This window comes from Lysinibacillus sp. K60 (assembly GCF_019731275.1).
GTDB lineage: Bacteria > Bacillota > Bacilli > Bacillales_A > Planococcaceae > Lysinibacillus > Lysinibacillus capsici.
This window is the reverse complement of sequence record NZ_JAASJR010000008.1, coordinates 71,057-86,312: the sequence shown is the minus strand read 5'-3', so window position 1 is coordinate 86,312 and position 15,256 is coordinate 71,057. Positions and strand designations below refer to the sequence as shown.

The window sequence follows — 15,256 nt, the reverse complement described above, 5'->3', positions numbered from 1 at the left end:
AAGCATTCTTTTCTGAGGAGTCCTTTCATATGAATGAACAGCAATTTGATAAACATTTGCATATAAACACGGTGGGAGAGCAATATGGCTTTCCTAAGCTTGCACACTATCATCGTTATGAGCCAACACCCTACAGTGGATTGGAGCAATTATTCGCTACGTATCAGATGCCTGAATATCCAGTATTTATTGATATGGGGTGCGGGAAAGGACGAGTTCCTATTTTTGTGCACCATAAGTTTCATATACCAACCATTGGGATAGAGATGGATGCGGGTTTTTATACGGAGGCTGAAGAAAATAAACGTAATTATCTTCAAAAAATGAAAGCACATGCCCCTATTAAGTTTATTCATACAATAGCCGAATCATATGAAATAAAGTCACGTGATAATGTGTTTTTCTTTTTTAATCCCTTTTCCATCCATATTTTTCGCACAGTCATTCATAATATTTGGAAATCCTATGAGCAGCGCATGCGGGATATTCATATAATTTTATATTATCCGCCTTACGATTATTTACAATTTTTACATCATGGAACACCATTTGAGTTGCTTCATGAAGTTCATTTAGAAAATGAAACAAATATTAATGAGCGCATTTGTGTGTTTGAATTAAAAAAAGCTTAGAGTATGGGGAAGCCCACTCTAAGCTTTTCCCATTTGCAGTACAGGTATCAGCAATTAGTTACTCGTAGACCCTATGATTATTTTCAGGGAAATAATTGTAATAGATGAAGGGGGTCTTTCAATCAACTAGAATTTATTTTGAAAAAACAATTTCATCTGATAGTTTTGTACTAGTCTATAGTTTGAATTAAAAGATAATTCACAAATAACTAATTATACTGAAAAATCACTCTAGACTAAATATAAAGAATGTTTTACAATGAAAAAGGCTTATATGAATAATATTTTCTTTTGTTTTTAGATAGTTATAAATAATTATTTTGGCTATTGAGTAAATGAATTTAATTGGTTATAATTATCAGAAATATCTAATATTTGAGAAATTTTCAGGGGGAATTTAATTATGAGAGAGAGCAAAAAGCTTAAGAAGTTCGGTTCACTTTTAGTAGCATCTTCATTACTTGCTGGTGTTCTTGCTGGTTGCGGTAACGGAGACGATTCAAGTTCTGGCGGAGGCTCATCATCAGGCGGAGGCTCATCTGATGGCGATACAATTAAAATTGGTGCCAACTTAGAGCTTTCAGGGAATGTAGCATCTTATGGTTCCTCTATTGGGCTAGGTGCAGAACTGGCTGTAAAAGAAATTAATGATGCTGGCGGTATTGATGGTAAGAAAATTGAACTGATTAAAGTAGATAATAAATCAGAGAACTCTGAAGCAACTTCAGCTGCTATTAAACTAGCAACGCAGGATAAAGTAGTAGCAATGCTAGCACCTGCGACTTCAGGTAATACAGTAGCTACTGTTCAAATTGCAAATGATAATAAAATTCCTATTGTTACGGGTTCTGGTACAGCACCGAATATCACGGTAAATGAGGATGGCAGTGTTAATGAATATGCTTTCCGTACATGCTTTATTGACCCATTCCAGGGGATTGTAGCAGCTAATTTTGCTTCAGGTGAGCTAGATGCGAAAAATGTAGCTATTTTTGCAGATAATGCATCAGACTATGCAAAAGGTTTAGCAAAATCCTTTAAAGAAACGATTACGAAGAGTGGCGGAAAAGTTGTAAAAGAAGAAGCTTATGTAGCGAAGGATACAGACTTCCGTACACAATTAACAAATATTAAAGCAGCAAATCCAGACTTTATCTTTATCCCTGGATACTATGAAGAAGTAGGTTTGATTGTTAAACAAGCACGCGAAATGGGCATTGATGTACCTCTGATGGGTGCTGATGGTTGGGATTCTCCAACTTTAATTGAATTAGCTGGCGCGGATGCATTGAATAACACATTCATCACAAACCACTATTCTGCTGAGGACCCAGATCAAAAAATTCAAGATTTCGTAAAGGCATTTAAAGCGGCAAATGGTGACAAAGCGCCTGACGCATTCAACGCACTTGGTTATGACACAATTTACTACATTGCTGATGCAATTAAACGTGCAGGCTCTACAGATGGGGAAGCAATTAAAAATGAATTAGCTGCAACAAAAGATCTTTCTTTAGTAACAGGTACTTTCTCAGTTGACGAAAATCATAACCCAATTAAAACAGCAACAGTTCTTGAATTTAAAGACGGTAAACAAGTGTTCAACTCTAAAGTTAATCCTTAATGTTTTGTAAGCAAGGGGGAGGCGGGTAAACACGCCTTCCTTTTTTGTGTGTTAGATAACTAGAATCGTAGAGCAAAACATAACTTTTAGTATCGATCTATGTACTTATTTTTCAATTTTCAGAAAATTTAAAGGAGTGAATGCGCATGGAATGGATACAGCAACTTGTGAACGGTATTTCACTTGGAAGTATCTACGCGTTAATAGCGTTAGGGTATACGATGGTATACGGTATTATCAAGCTGATTAACTTTGCTCATGGTGATGTCTTCATGATTGGGTCATTTATTGGCTTTTACGCTATTGCTAAATGGGAGCTTGGTTTCTTCCCAGCATTATTATTGGCGATGTTAGTTTGTGCAATTTTTGGTGTATTAATTGAACGTATTGCCTATAAACGTTTACGAAATGCGACACGTATCGCAGCTTTAATTACAGCGATAGGTGTATCGCTATTAATTGAATATACAACAATTTTCTTCAGAGGTGCTCAACCGGCAGCATATCCTGAAGTTTTCAAAAATAAATCACTAGATATTTTTGGCGTTCAAATCAGCAGTACTTCCATCTTAATTTTATCAGTCGCAGTTGTACTGATGATTCTTTTACAATTCATCGTACATAAAACAAAAATCGGTAAAGCGATGCGTGCTGTTTCCCACGATGCAGATGCAGCTCGCTTAATGGGTATTAACGTTGACAATACAATCTCTGCAACGTTTGCGATTGGTTCAGCTTTAGCTGGTGCAGCAGGTGTTATCTTTGGGGTTTATTATACAAAAATTGACCCGTTAATGGGTGTTATTCCTGGGGTTAAAGCATTTATCGCAGCTGTTCTTGGTGGTATTGGTATCATCCCAGGCGCTATGGTTGGTGGTATGTTACTAGGTGTTGTAGAGTCCTTAGTAAGTGCACTTGGCTTCTCGTTATGGCGTGATGCTGCGGCATTCGTTATTTTAATTTTAATCTTAATCTTCAGACCATCGGGTATCTTTGGTAAAAACGCCCGTGAGAAAGTGTAGGTGAGCGGTTTTATGAAAAAGTCTAAAGTTTTCTGGGGCTATGCCGTAATAGCGCTAGTCATCTATGCAGTTGTACAATTGTTGATTACAACAGAAGTAATTGATTTGTACTATAAAAATATGTTGATCACAATGTGTATTAACATCATGTTGGCTGTCAGCTTGCATATTGTTATTGGTGTTACTGGACAGTTTTCAATTGGGCATGCTGGGTTCCTTGCAGTTGGAGCATATGTATCCGCTATTATTACAACAAAGCTAATGTTACCATTCCCATTGGCCATCTTATTAGGGGCTGCTGCAGCAGCAGTTGCTGGTTTAATCGTAGGGATTCCAACGCTTCGTTTAAAAGGGGATTACTTAGCGATTGCTACACTAGGATTTGCAGAGATTATTCGTATTATCTTTTTAAATACGGATTATGTTGGTGGCGCAGCAGGGATGCAGGTTAAATATTTATCGAACTGGACATACGCATTCTTTGGCGTAGTGTTAACGATTCTAGTTATCTCAAACTTTACAAATTCTCGTCATGGGCGTGCGTGTATTTCCATTCGAGAAGATGAAATAGCAGCAGATGCGATGGGTATTAACACAACTTACTATAAAGTTGTTGCATTTGCGATTGGGTCTTTCTTCGCAGGTCTAGCAGGAGCCATTTTTGCACATAACTTTTACATTATTCAACCGACAACATTCGGTTTCTTAAAATCATTTGATATTTTAATTTACGTTGTACTTGGTGGTTTAGGAAGTCTTTCTGGTTCAGTGATTGCTGCGATTTTCCTAACAGTCGTGTCTACTTATCTAGCAAACTTCCCAGAAACACGTATGATTATCTACAGTTTAGTATTAATTATCGTGATGCTTTATCGTCCAACAGGCTTAATGGGAACGAAAGAGATAACACAATTATTTAAGTTTGGTAAAAAGGGAGGTACGAAATAATGACTGGAAACCTTCTTATCAATGTTGAAAATATGGGTATTCAATTTGGTGGTTTAAAGGCAGTACAGGGCGTTAATATGTACCTTAACCAAGGCGAGTTGGTAGGACTTATTGGGCCAAACGGAGCTGGGAAAACAACTAGCTTTAATATGTTAACAGGGGTATATACACCTACGGAAGGTACAATTACTTTTAATGGTCTGAAACTGAATGGACTTGCACCCTATCAGGTTACACAGAAAGGGATCAGCCGTACGTTCCAAAATATTCGATTATTTAAAGAGCTATCTGTTCTTGACAATGTAAAGGTAGCCAATCATTCACTTGCAAAGCATTCTATGTGGGCTTCTATATTTCGTTTACCTACACATTTCAAAGGTGAGGCCGAAATGGAGCAACAGTCAATTGAGTTCTTAAAAATCTTTGGCTTAGATGTTTATAAAGATGAGCTAGCTAAGAATTTGCCATACGGGATGCAACGTCGTTTAGAGATTGCTCGTGCGTTAGCGGCAAATCCCAAACTACTCTTATTGGATGAACCAGCAGCAGGGATGAACCCACAAGAAACTCACGATTTAATGGAGCTAATTGCATTTATTCGTAAAGAGTTCGGCTTAACAATATTGCTGATTGAGCATGATATGAGCTTAGTTATGGGTATTTGTGAGCGTATTTACGTACTTGATCACGGACAATTAATCGCTGACGGGACACCAGAAGAAATTCGCAACAATCCAAAGGTAATAGAAGCGTACCTTGGAGAGGAGGTTATCGGCTAATGCTAAAAGTACAAAATATCGATGTTTATTATGGCAACATCCAAGCATTAAAGGGCCTCTCTTTAGAAGTAAACGAGGGTGAAATTGTAACGTTAATCGGTGCAAACGGTGCTGGAAAAAGCACGCTCTTAAAGACATTGTCAGGTTTATTAAAGCCAAAAGGTGGCATTATTGAATACGAAGGCTTTTCGATAGCTGGGAAAGCAGCACAAACTATTGTTAAATCAGGGATTTCACACGTTCCAGAAGGACGCCGTGTTTTTGCTAATATGTCAGTTGAGGAAAACTTAGAGCTTGGTGCGTATCTGCGTAATGATAAAGCAGGTATTAAGAAAGATATGGATCATGTTTTCGAGTTATTTCCACGATTATTAGAGCGCCGAAAACAGCAGTCAGGTACATTGTCTGGTGGGGAACAGCAGATGCTGGCGATGGGGCGTGCCTTAATGGCAAAACCAAAACTGTTATTAATGGATGAGCCTTCGATGGGTCTTGCACCGTTGATGGTGAAAAATATCTTCAATATTATTGAGCAGGTTAATAAAGAAGGAACAACCGTATTACTTGTAGAGCAAAATGCTAATATGGCATTATCTGTCGCTAACCGTGCATATGTACTTGAAACAGGGCGTATTGTTTTATCTGGTTCAGCAAAAGAGCTACAAGAGAGCGAGCAAGTAAAGGCAGCTTATTTAGGCGGATTATAAAAATGTAGGACATCTCATGTTGAGATGTCCTTTTTGGCTTGCGTGATGAAGGAAAATCAGAGGTAGCATTTCCACTTTACTTTTTGGTAAGGTTGAAAAAAGGAGTGATGCTTTTTGAAGTATTCAGCACAATATTTTATTGAACATTTAAAGTTAGCCGAACATCCTGAAGGGGGCTATTACATTTCATCGTTTCGTGCATCGGACGATATAGCAGTGAGAGATGTACAGAGACCGATTTATACTAGTATATATTTCCTTCTGCGCTCACAGGATATTTCACATTTACATCGCCTACAATCGGACGAGCTATGGTATTATCACGCAGGAAGCCCACTAACAGTTCATATGATTTTCCCAGATGGGACATATGAAGCGAAGAAGCTTGGCTTGAATATAGAAGCAGGGGAAGTCCCTCAGCTTGCAGTACCAAAGCATACAATTTTCGGCTCGTCGGTGGAGGAATCGGATACATTTAGTTTAGTCGGATGTATGGTGGCGCCAGGCTTTGACTTTGAGGATTTTGAATTGTTTACACAGGAAGAGCTTTTAGCAGATTATCCTCAGCACAAGGAAGTTATTCATAAAATGGCCTACAAAACAATTGAATAGAAAAACAGCCGTCTCAATTATTTTGAGACGGCATGATTCGTTCACCACAGTATTTCTTCAGGATAATTAAGTTGAATTTGAATATCATGTAATGCTTGTTTCGTTTCAATAGCTGCTTCCATCAGGTGGGATTTTAATGCTACATATTCATGGTCCTCTACCATTAATCGCACAGCAAATGCAGCTAAATGCGCCTGACGTTCCTCTTTACTTAATTCAATATATTCTAGATTTAGAACATCCACGTACTGTGTTGCGAAACGGAAAGTTAAGGGATTTTTAGCATGTAACATTCTTAAAAACACAACATAATCTTCGTCACTTACCTCCTGTTCTAAACATTCAGCAATAGCCGCTTGAAATTTGCGTATAATAGCTATCTCATGATTCCATATAGAAGCATTGTTTAATTTTTGGTGTAGGTCAATAAAATCATTTAATGCGATTGCACTAAAGATAATTTCTGGCCAAAGAATCTCTGTTGAAAAATAGACATTCTTATTTGGAAAGATGAGTTCATGTTGTGTTAGAACACTCTTATTAAGTCCATTACTAACAAACTCTAGGTGATGCTCACCAAGCATAGCATGTCTTAGTTTATAGCAAACGCTTAAAATACGTAGTCGAGGACCCTGATAATCATAGTATTTATTTTCATCACCAGTTACTTTATAAATAGCATTAATTAGTTCATCTAAATCCCAATAATCCGCACTAATTCGTACCCCTGTTAGTTGGTCTGTGCTTTGAATGGATATCATAGTCCTCGCCCCTCCCTTTGGATGTGTCTATTTTGGTGTGTAATTGAGTAGTTTGAATAGTTCTGCTCGTTCCTTCTCCGTTAAATCACGCCATTGCCCTACCTTTAAATTACCAAGCTTAATATTCATAATACGAATGCGTTGTAGACGCTTAACGGAATACCCTAGTGCTGAGCACATTCGACGAATTTGGCGGTTTAAGCCTTGCTCTAAAATGATTTTAAAGACTTTATCTGAAATCTTTTCCACATGGCATGGTAAGGTTGTTGTATCTAAAATATCGACACCTGCGCCCATTTTTTGGATAAATTGCGCAGTTATAGGCTTATCAACTTGAACAATATATTCTTTTTCATGATGATTTTCAGCACGTAGAATTTTATTGACAATATCGCCATCATTCGTTAACAACAATAGGCCCTCTGATTCCTTATCAAGACGTCCGATATGAAAAATACGTAGGGGATGATTGACAAAATCAACGACATTGCCTTTTATATGACGCTCTGTCGTACTTGTAATCCCGACAGGTTTATTCAGAGCAATGTAAACAAGCTGTTGTTCTTTCTTTACCTCTTTACCATCTACGCAAACAATGTCTCCTGCTTCAACTTGACTACCAACTGTTGCTAGTTCTCCGTTAATCGTTACCTTTCCTTCTGCTATCCATTTATCAGCGCCACGACGAGATATGATGCCTGTTTCACTTAAATATTTATTAATACGCATATTGTTCTCCTATATTTTATATTATTTTTAAGTATACCTTAACGTCGCACATACAGTGAATGCTAGAAGCTTTTCTAGCAAAAATAAATTAGTTGGAAAAGTTTTTGAAAAAGTTGAAATTATTTTATGTTTCTGACAATATATTAGGTGAGAGGGTTTCTATGAAAATATTGTTATTCCGATATAAAATAACGTTTTTTGTAGATAGTTCTCATTAAATTGTGTAAAGGGGAGAAGTAAAATGGTTTATGCATTTCCAAACACTGAAGGATCGGTAGTTCAATTCAAAGAGAAATATGATAATTATATCGGTGGCGAATGGACACCCCCAGTGAAGGGTCAGTACTTTGATAACGTTACTCCTGTTACTGGACAAGTTTTTACACAAATAGCACGTTCCACAGCTGAGGATATTGAACATGCATTAGATGCGGCACATGCTGCTAAGGATGCATGGGGCAAAACATCACCAACCGAACGCGCAAACATTTTACTTAAAATTGCGGACCGTATCGAGCAAAATTTAGAAAAGCTAGCCGTTGCTGAAACATGGGATAACGGTAAAGCGGTACGCGAAACATTAAATGCAGACATCCCTCTTGCAATTGATCATTTTCGTTATTTTGCTGGGGTATTACGTGCTCAAGAGGGCTCAGTAAGCCAAATTGATAACGATACAGTTGCTTATCATTTCCACGAGCCAATTGGCGTAGTCGGCCAAATCATACCTTGGAACTTCCCGTTATTAATGGCTGTATGGAAGCTTGCGCCAGCACTTGCAGCTGGAAACTGTGTCGTATTAAAACCTGCAGAACAAACACCAGCATCGATTATGGTGCTTTTAGAATTAATAGAAGATTTACTACCACCAGGTGTCATTAATGTTGTGAATGGATTTGGCTTAGAAGCAGGGAAACCGCTTGCATCAAATCCACGCATTGGTAAGATTGCCTTTACAGGTGAGACAACAACAGGGCGTTTAATTATGCAATATGCTTCTCAAAACCTTATTCCAGTAACATTAGAACTGGGTGGTAAGTCGCCAAACATATTCTTTGAAGATATTATGGATAAAGATGATGCCTTTTTAGATAAAGCTGTTGAGGGCTTTGTGCTATTCGCTCTAAATCAAGGGGAAGTATGTACTTGTCCTTCACGTGCACTAATTCAAGAATCTATTTACGATAAATTTATGGAGCGCGTATTACAGCGAGTAGAAGCCATTAAAGTTGGCAACCCACTTGATCCAAACACAATGATGGGTGCACAGGCATCTAGTGAGCAAATGGAAAAAATTCTTTCTTATTTAGATATTGGTAAGCAAGAAGGTGCAGAATGTCTAATTGGAGGAGACAAAAATAATGTAGGTGAAGGCTTCGAAAATGGCTACTACATTAAACCAACTGTTTTCAAAGGGCATAATAAAATGCGTATATTCCAAGAAGAAATTTTCGGACCAGTAGTTGCTGTCACGACATTTAAAACGAAAGAGGAAGCATTGGAAATTGCTAATGATACATTATATGGTTTAGGATCAGGTGTTTGGACGAGAGATATTAATACGGCATATCGCTTCGGTCGTGAAATTCAAGCTGGTCGTGTTTGGACAAACTGTTACCATGCATATCCTGCACATGCTGCATTCGGTGGCTACAAAATGTCTGGTGTTGGTCGTGAAAATCATAAAATGATGTTAGCGCATTACCAACAAACGAAAAACTTATTAGTTAGCTATAGCGAAAACAAACTTGGTTTCTTCTAATTCGTAGGGAGGTGCATGAGCGTGGTTGAACGTGTATTAGCTACGGAAGAAGCGCTAGCACTAATCGATCTATTAAAAGAGAAACATGGACCTGTTATGTTTCATCAATCAGGTGGATGCTGTGATGGCTCCTCACCAATGTGTTATCCAGAAGGGGATTTGCTAATAGGAGATCAGGATGTGTGCCTTGGTGAAGTGGGTGGTGCTCCTTTCTATATGCATAAAAATCAATATGATTACTGGAAGCATACACAAATCATATTGGATGTGGTGGATGGCAGAGGCGGCATGTTTTCACTCGAGGGCGTAGAAGGAAAACGTTTCCTAACAAGGTCGAGAGCCTTCACATCTGAAGAAGTGCAAGAGCTAGGGTTAATTTAACAAGTTATCTGTACAGCGGCAAAGTTTTTCTGCCGCTGTTTTTTTATCTGGAAGTAGAAAAGTTATTGTATGGAAAGGGAGGCTTTAGAACACATGACTCTTTTCTTATATTGAGTATTGATTTTGGGCGTTCAAGTGTTTCGATATTAATTTTTATGGAAAAGAGTATGTAAAGCGATATTATTGGATGAATTCCTTAGAAAAAGGAATAGATTTAATCGATCCTTTAAGGTCATGGTAAATAATAGTTTCTTTGTGGTTTTTGCTAACATCGGCCATACCTCCTTTATAGGTTGTTAATATTTTCTATTAAATCAAATAAAGTAAGTAACATACATTAAATTATGTTTACTTTTTATGTTAATTGTTACAAAGAGGGTGAATCTTTCTTACATTATGTTACGTAAAACGGGTAAAGGAGTGTGAAAAATATGGATTATGTGATGATTGAAAATGAATTTGTTAATACAGTAGAGGACGTATCAAAGGCTGCAGGCTGGACGGTGGACCGTAAAATTGTATTAGCTATTGCTAGTACATTTGTAGCGTCAGGAAAAACTTTTGATGCAACGAAGTATAAAAATGTTTTACAAGAGATGAAGAAGCAATCTTCTTGGCTGTCTCCTTTACGAACAACAGTTGGATATAGTATTGCTGCCAACCTCATGGAGCAAGGTGATGCAGAAAAGGCAGTAAAGAATTTACTTACAAATGTGAGCATCTTAAAGCAGGCGAAATTCAGAAGCGGCAATTTTAGCTATATCGGAGCACAATTTTTGACGGAGGATGAACAGGATAAAAAGACACATGCACAGGCGGCTAGAGCCTTATTTGATGCCATACGTAAACATCATCAATTTTTAACCTCATATGAGGATATTCCTTATGCCATATTATTAAGCAGTCCATCTGATGATGTTGAATTACGCGCGGATACCATGAATCGATACTATAAAGAACTAAGAACTTATAATTTTAATGCTGGCAATGAGCTCCAATGGCTTTCACAGGTATTAACATTTTTATCATCCAAATTTGATGGTCAGCTAGTACCAGATGTTGTGACACTTCGTGATGGGCTCAAAAAGCAAAACGTTAAAGTCAAGGCTATGCATTATCCTTTACTTGGCTTTTTAGCCATACTTAATCTGAATAAAGCACAACTTCAAGGGTTGATTGATTTATACCATGAATTAAAAGACATGAAGTTATTAAAATGGCATCGTGAATTTGTGCTCTTTATGGCTGTACAAATTGCTATTTATGATATGGCAAAGGTACAAAAGTCTTTGTCCATGACCATTATGTCTTCTATTGAGCTATTAATCCAAGCACAGCAAGCAGCAATGATCGCAGCGGTTAGTGCAGCTGCCATTGCATCTAGCTCAAGTTCTTCGTGATAGAATAAAGAAGAACATGATTATTTGGAGGTGCATTTGAAGGATGAAGGAAACAAAACTTTGGATTAATGGTCAGTGGATTGATGCAGAGGAAAGCTATGAGCTAGCTTCTCCATATAGCGGTGAGGTTATTGCTCATGTAGCTAAAGCATCTATTCAAGATGTAGAGAAAGCTATCGAAGGTGCGCAGCAGGCATTCCAATCGTTTAAAAAGACAACAGCCTACGAACGTGCCGAAATATTATATAAAGTCGTTGATATAATGCGACAAAGAAAAGAAGAACTAGCAGAGATTTTAGCCTTAGAGGCTGGAAAACCTATTGTTGCAGGTTTAGCTGAAATTGACCGTACAATCGCAACCTATCAATTTGCGGCTGAGGGAGCTAAACAGTCAAAAGGTGAGACTGTTCCAATGGATGCAGCCCCTGGAGCAGGAGATCGAATAGGCTGGACAAAAAGAGAACCTTTAGGTGTAATATCAGCCATTACGCCTTTTAATTTTCCATTCAATTTAGTGGCACATAAGTTAGGTCCAGCATTTGCAGTAGGCAATACAGTTGTATTAAAGCCAGCAACACAAACGCCACTAAGTGCTATCGTTATGGCTGAGATTTTCCGAGAGGCCGGATTACCGGATGGGGCATTACAAATTGTGACAGGAAGTGGAGGCGAGCTAAGTGATACACTTGTCACACATCCATACGTCAAAAAAGTAACCTTTACAGGAAGTGGTAAAGTTGGCTTGAAAATTAAAGAAAAAGTAGGCTTACGTAAAGTAACTTTAGAGCTAGGTTCTAATGCAGCAGTAATTGTCGAACCATCTACGCCAATAAATAAAATTATTGGTCGTTGTGTAAGCGGTGCTTTTAACTTTGCTGGACAAGTATGCATTTCGTTACAACGTATATATGTGCATTCTTCCATTATTGATGAATTTACTAAAGCATTTGTTGCAGAAACAGAAAGGCTTATAGTAGGAGATCCATTAGAGAAGACTACAGATGTTAGTGCCATGATAAACCCAAATGAGGTGGAACGCATCAGGGAATGGATTGAGGAGGCACAAGAGCAGGGGGCTACGATTGCAACTGGAGGCGTATTTACTGAACGTACTTTAACGCCAACAGTTATGACGAATGTGTCAGCTGATATGAAAATTGTTTGTCAGGAAACATTCGCACCAATCGTCTCAATTGTTTCATATGAAACATTAGACGACGCAATTCGACTTGTAAATGAGTCGGACCTTGGCCTAAATGCAGGTATTTACACGAATATATTGTCAGATGCTTTATATGCAGCAGATGAATTACAGGCTGGTGCTGTCATTATAAATGATATTCCGACATTCCGAGTAGATAACATGCCATATGGTGGAGTAAAGATGAGTGGTTATGGACGTGAAGGAATTAAGTGGGCTATAGAAGAAATGACTGATATGAAATTTATTTCGATGAAAAAATCGTTCTAAATTTGCATCAGCTCTTTTTCTGCGATACGATGACGAAAGAACAACATGAGAAGGGAAGTTGCAAGAATTATGCCAAACAACGCTGTACCCATGAGCCAATCACGTACGGTTCAATCGCGTCTCGTATTACCCCCAGACACAAATAATCACAATTCTATTTTCGGTGGAAGAGTGTTAGCTTATATTGATGAAATCGCTGCTATTACAGCAATGAAACATGCTAAAGGCCTTGTAGTGACAGCTTCTATTGACTCGGTTGATTTTTTATCCGCTGCACATGTAGGAGATATTCTTGAAATTGAGAGTATTGTTTCGTCTACAGGACGTTCTTCAATGGAGGTTTATGTTCGCGTTGTTTCTCGCAATATTGAGACTGGCGAGGAAAAATTAACGACAGAATCATTTGTCACGATGGTTGCAGTAAATGAGGAAGGGAAACCCGTACCAGTTCCCTCAATCTATCCTGAAACAGATGAAGAGAAGCGTTTATTTGAAACTGGGCCAGCAAGACGAGAGCACCGTAAACAAAAACGTGCATTGCCGCATTAAGGAAAAAGGGAACTCTAAATGAGTTCCCTTTTTATTTTACATATTTAGTTCATTGACAACATTAATGAGCGAGTCGGAAGAAGAAGAGACTAGCGTAGCGCCCTGCGATAATTCAGTGATTAAATTAGAAATGGCTGAAATATCTCTAGATGTATTTACGTATTGCTGCTGAATGCCAGAAACTGCATCAGCAATATCATTAAATGACTTGGATAAGCTTTCTTGTGTATTGACACTATGTTGAATTTTTTGATCAACATTAATAACTGAATTAGCCATAGTCGTAATATTACTTTCTGTGTCCTTAATAAGATGGGAAACATTTTGGACGGCATTTTTTGTTTCCTCAGCAAGTTTACGAACTTCCTCAGCCACCACTGCAAAACCTTTCCCATGTTCTCCAGCTCGAGCAGCTTCAATAGAAGCATTTAATGCTAATAAATTGGTTTGATCAGCAATGCCTGTAACTAGCCCAACGATTTCAGAAATTTTTTGAGAAGAGGTACGTAGTTGGTTCATCGTTACTTCAAGACCATTGACACTTTGCAAAATAACTTGGATTAAATCATTTTGTTCTTTCAATTGCTGTTGGCCTCGTCTTGATTTTTCTTGTGTATCTGCTACGAAACTCAATCCTTGCTTGGTTGCTACAGCAATATCATCTGTTTGTGAGGAAATCACTAATAGTGATGCGGCTGTTTCTTCACTAATGGCATTAAGCTCCTCTGCAGTACTTTGGATCGTCGTTACAAGGGAATTTTTTGTTGCATCTGCTGCTGAGCGAATACGTTCTTCCTCTTTTTCATATGCCTCAATCACGAGTTGTTGCTCAAAATTAATGATTTTACAAAAAGCGTTTATAGCACGAATAGCATCTGTTTTGGAAATATCTACCTCGTTCACAAAGTTTGCAAAAGTAGTAGTGAGTGACTGGAATGAGGCAATATACCACTTTGATTGCAAGCCAATTCGAACGTGAGTCTCAGCAATGGCTTTTCGTTCAGCAATATAGGCATCATTAATATGACTTTCAAAAATGTCACTTAAATGTTTATGTAACGTAATTTTTAAACGATCAATATGTGATGTTTTATTAATAATATCAAGTAAATCTTGGCTCAAACTAATGGCTGCATAAAATTTCTCCACCATTTCAGGAATTAAGTCTTTAGCTAAAGGCTGTAGTTGCTTAATGATAGCTAAATCCTCAAGAGTTAAATTTAAAAGTTGTAATTGTTTTTGAAGGTTGGGGTGGTTCAATACATCTAATTGTACACTGCTCTTAAAATTTTCAGGTGTTAATGTAATTGCGTAGCTAGCACTACTATTTTTTGAAAACCAACTCATTATTATTTGCTCCATTCTTAATATCCATAATAAATTGTAAGTAAATAAGCACTTTTGAAATTTGTTAGGTTTGTAAATTTAATAAATAAATGGTATTAAATCTATTTTACTATTATTTGCTGAATATTTGGTTAAAAAATTGGTTATTTCTTTATTTTTTTTACTTTATTGTTAGTCCAAATGGTGAAGCAATGTAAATTTGAATTTAAAATAGGAAACCTGTAAAATACGAACTGTTTAGCAATATAAAAATCGTACGAAAATAAAAATGGAAGGAGGGGTGGTATGGAGAAAAAACGTTTTAAATTTGTTATTCCTGTTATGGTGATTGTTGCCATTGGCTCTGTTTATATGCTACGAAACTATCATGCTGAGGTACCAGATATTGAGCAATTATTAATTACAATATGTGCAGCTTTGGGATCAGGGGTATTAGCGTACTTTTTATTTCCACAGCAAGGTGATAATAAGATTGATGACAGAGGACCATATTAATAGATTAAAAAACTGCTCGTTTTTATTAAAACGAGCA

Annotated in this window: 16 protein-coding genes and 1 pseudogene; 13 read left to right on the top strand and 4 right to left on the bottom strand. The window is 37.5% G+C overall.

Annotation, left to right across the window (positions count from 1 at the left end):
* The first annotated feature begins 29 nt into the window (after nucleotides 1-29).
* From HCH28_RS17450 to HCH28_RS17420, 7 genes are all read left to right on the top strand, one after another.
* Nucleotides 30-632 (top strand): class I SAM-dependent methyltransferase, encoded by a 603-nt coding sequence (locus HCH28_RS17450; RefSeq protein WP_221682399.1) that lies wholly within the window; start codon nucleotides 30-32, stop codon nucleotides 630-632.
* Between the two features lie 403 nt (nucleotides 633-1,035).
* Nucleotides 1,036-2,256, top strand: a complete 1,221-nt coding sequence (locus HCH28_RS17445; protein WP_016992165.1) for an ABC transporter substrate-binding protein — start codon at nucleotides 1,036-1,038, stop codon at nucleotides 2,254-2,256.
* Between the two features lie 146 nt (nucleotides 2,257-2,402).
* Complete coding sequence (locus HCH28_RS17440) at nucleotides 2,403-3,278, top strand: branched-chain amino acid ABC transporter permease (RefSeq protein ID WP_016992164.1); 876 nt, start codon at nucleotides 2,403-2,405, stop codon at nucleotides 3,276-3,278.
* A gap of 12 nt (nucleotides 3,279-3,290) precedes the next feature.
* The gene (locus tag HCH28_RS17435; protein ID WP_048395511.1) at nucleotides 3,291-4,226 is read left to right on the top strand and encodes a branched-chain amino acid ABC transporter permease; all 936 of its coding nucleotides are present in this window, start codon (nucleotides 3,291-3,293) and stop codon (nucleotides 4,224-4,226) included.
* Nucleotides 4,226-5,005: an ABC transporter ATP-binding protein gene (locus HCH28_RS17430; protein ID WP_048395513.1), complete on the top strand. Its 780-nt coding sequence runs from the start codon at nucleotides 4,226-4,228 to the stop codon at nucleotides 5,003-5,005. Before HCH28_RS17435 ends, HCH28_RS17430 begins: the two co-directional genes overlap by 1 nt.
* A complete protein-coding gene (locus HCH28_RS17425) occupies nucleotides 5,005-5,712 on the top strand; it encodes an ABC transporter ATP-binding protein (RefSeq protein ID WP_004233555.1) in 708 nt (235 codons plus the stop codon). Before HCH28_RS17430 ends, HCH28_RS17425 begins: the two co-directional genes overlap by 1 nt.
* 114 nt (nucleotides 5,713-5,826) lie before the next feature.
* Entirely contained in the window at nucleotides 5,827-6,324 is a 498-nt protein-coding gene (locus tag HCH28_RS17420) for a cupin domain-containing protein (protein WP_202342475.1), read from the top strand.
* Nucleotides 6,325-6,365: 41 nt separating this feature from the next.
* On the opposite strand, the gene HCH28_RS17415 is transcribed toward HCH28_RS17420, so the two are convergent.
* Nucleotides 6,366-7,085, bottom strand: coding sequence for a DUF6904 family protein (locus HCH28_RS17415; protein WP_221682398.1), 720 nt, complete (start codon nucleotides 7,083-7,085; stop codon nucleotides 6,366-6,368).
* 27 nt (nucleotides 7,086-7,112) lie between these two features.
* Nucleotides 7,113-7,814 (bottom strand): 23S rRNA pseudouridine(2604) synthase RluF, encoded by a 702-nt coding sequence (gene rluF / locus HCH28_RS17410; protein WP_221682397.1) that lies wholly within the window; start codon nucleotides 7,812-7,814, stop codon nucleotides 7,113-7,115.
* A 241-nt stretch (nucleotides 7,815-8,055) separates the two neighbouring features.
* On the opposite strand from rluF, the gene adh reads away from it, so the two are divergent.
* The 5 genes from adh to HCH28_RS17385 all read left to right on the top strand — a co-directional run bounded on the left by adh (nucleotide 8,056) and on the right by HCH28_RS17385 (nucleotide 13,377).
* Complete coding sequence (gene adh / locus HCH28_RS17405) at nucleotides 8,056-9,576, top strand: aldehyde dehydrogenase (protein ID WP_004233561.1); 1,521 nt, start codon at nucleotides 8,056-8,058, stop codon at nucleotides 9,574-9,576.
* Nucleotides 9,577-9,597: 21 nt separating this feature from the next.
* Nucleotides 9,598-9,957 (top strand): DUF779 domain-containing protein, encoded by a 360-nt coding sequence (locus tag HCH28_RS17400; RefSeq protein ID WP_221682396.1) that lies wholly within the window; start codon nucleotides 9,598-9,600, stop codon nucleotides 9,955-9,957.
* A 431-nt stretch (nucleotides 9,958-10,388) separates the two neighbouring features.
* A complete protein-coding gene (locus HCH28_RS17395; RefSeq protein ID WP_221682395.1) occupies nucleotides 10,389-11,357 on the top strand; it encodes a DUF4003 family protein in 969 nt (322 codons plus the stop codon).
* A gap of 43 nt (nucleotides 11,358-11,400) precedes the next feature.
* Nucleotides 11,401-12,828: an aldehyde dehydrogenase family protein gene (locus HCH28_RS17390; protein WP_221682394.1), complete on the top strand. Its 1,428-nt coding sequence runs from the start codon at nucleotides 11,401-11,403 to the stop codon at nucleotides 12,826-12,828.
* A gap of 69 nt (nucleotides 12,829-12,897) precedes the next feature.
* Complete coding sequence (locus HCH28_RS17385; protein ID WP_004233566.1) at nucleotides 12,898-13,377, top strand: acyl-CoA thioesterase; 480 nt, start codon at nucleotides 12,898-12,900, stop codon at nucleotides 13,375-13,377.
* A gap of 36 nt (nucleotides 13,378-13,413) precedes the next feature.
* On the opposite strand, the gene HCH28_RS25475 is transcribed toward HCH28_RS17385, so the two are convergent.
* Both HCH28_RS25475 and HCH28_RS25470 read right to left on the bottom strand, forming a co-directional pair.
* Entirely contained in the window at nucleotides 13,414-14,058 is a 645-nt protein-coding gene (locus HCH28_RS25475; RefSeq protein WP_225341061.1) for a methyl-accepting chemotaxis protein, read from the bottom strand.
* Nucleotides 14,059-14,178: 120 nt separating this feature from the next.
* Nucleotides 14,179-14,724 (bottom strand): annotated as a pseudogene (locus tag HCH28_RS25470) (protoglobin domain-containing protein); the annotation flags it as partial.
* Nucleotides 14,725-15,009: 285 nt separating this feature from the next.
* Between HCH28_RS25470 and HCH28_RS17375 the strand changes: the two are divergent.
* Nucleotides 15,010-15,219, top strand: coding sequence for a hypothetical protein (locus tag HCH28_RS17375; protein ID WP_066038316.1), 210 nt, complete (start codon nucleotides 15,010-15,012; stop codon nucleotides 15,217-15,219).
* The last annotated feature ends 37 nt before the right edge of the window (nucleotides 15,220-15,256 follow it).

What these genes read in the sequence shown, in the direction of transcription:
- HCH28_RS17415 (WP_221682398.1), bottom strand. Translation starts at nt 7,085, where the DNA reads ATGATATCCATTCAAAGCACAGACCAACTAACAGGGGTACGAATTAGT.
- HCH28_RS17435 (WP_048395511.1), top strand. Translation starts at nt 3,291, where the DNA reads ATGAAAAAGTCTAAAGTTTTCTGGGGCTATGCCGTAATAGCGCTAGTC.
- HCH28_RS17375 (WP_066038316.1), top strand. Translation starts at nt 15,010, where the DNA reads ATGGAGAAAAAACGTTTTAAATTTGTTATTCCTGTTATGGTGATTGTT.
- HCH28_RS17395 (WP_221682395.1), top strand. Translation starts at nt 10,389, where the DNA reads ATGGATTATGTGATGATTGAAAATGAATTTGTTAATACAGTAGAGGAC.
- HCH28_RS17430 (WP_048395513.1), top strand. Translation starts at nt 4,226, where the DNA reads ATGACTGGAAACCTTCTTATCAATGTTGAAAATATGGGTATTCAATTT.
- HCH28_RS17385 (WP_004233566.1), top strand. Translation starts at nt 12,898, where the DNA reads ATGCCAAACAACGCTGTACCCATGAGCCAATCACGTACGGTTCAATCG.
- HCH28_RS17425 (WP_004233555.1), top strand. Translation starts at nt 5,005, where the DNA reads ATGCTAAAAGTACAAAATATCGATGTTTATTATGGCAACATCCAAGCA.
- HCH28_RS17450 (WP_221682399.1), top strand. Translation starts at nt 30, where the DNA reads ATGAATGAACAGCAATTTGATAAACATTTGCATATAAACACGGTGGGA.
- rluF (WP_221682397.1), bottom strand. Translation starts at nt 7,814, where the DNA reads ATGCGTATTAATAAATATTTAAGTGAAACAGGCATCATATCTCGTCGT.
- HCH28_RS17445 (WP_016992165.1), top strand. Translation starts at nt 1,036, where the DNA reads ATGAGAGAGAGCAAAAAGCTTAAGAAGTTCGGTTCACTTTTAGTAGCA.
- HCH28_RS17390 (WP_221682394.1), top strand. Translation starts at nt 11,401, where the DNA reads ATGAAGGAAACAAAACTTTGGATTAATGGTCAGTGGATTGATGCAGAG.
- adh (WP_004233561.1), top strand. Translation starts at nt 8,056, where the DNA reads ATGGTTTATGCATTTCCAAACACTGAAGGATCGGTAGTTCAATTCAAA.
- HCH28_RS17440 (WP_016992164.1), top strand. Translation starts at nt 2,403, where the DNA reads ATGGAATGGATACAGCAACTTGTGAACGGTATTTCACTTGGAAGTATC.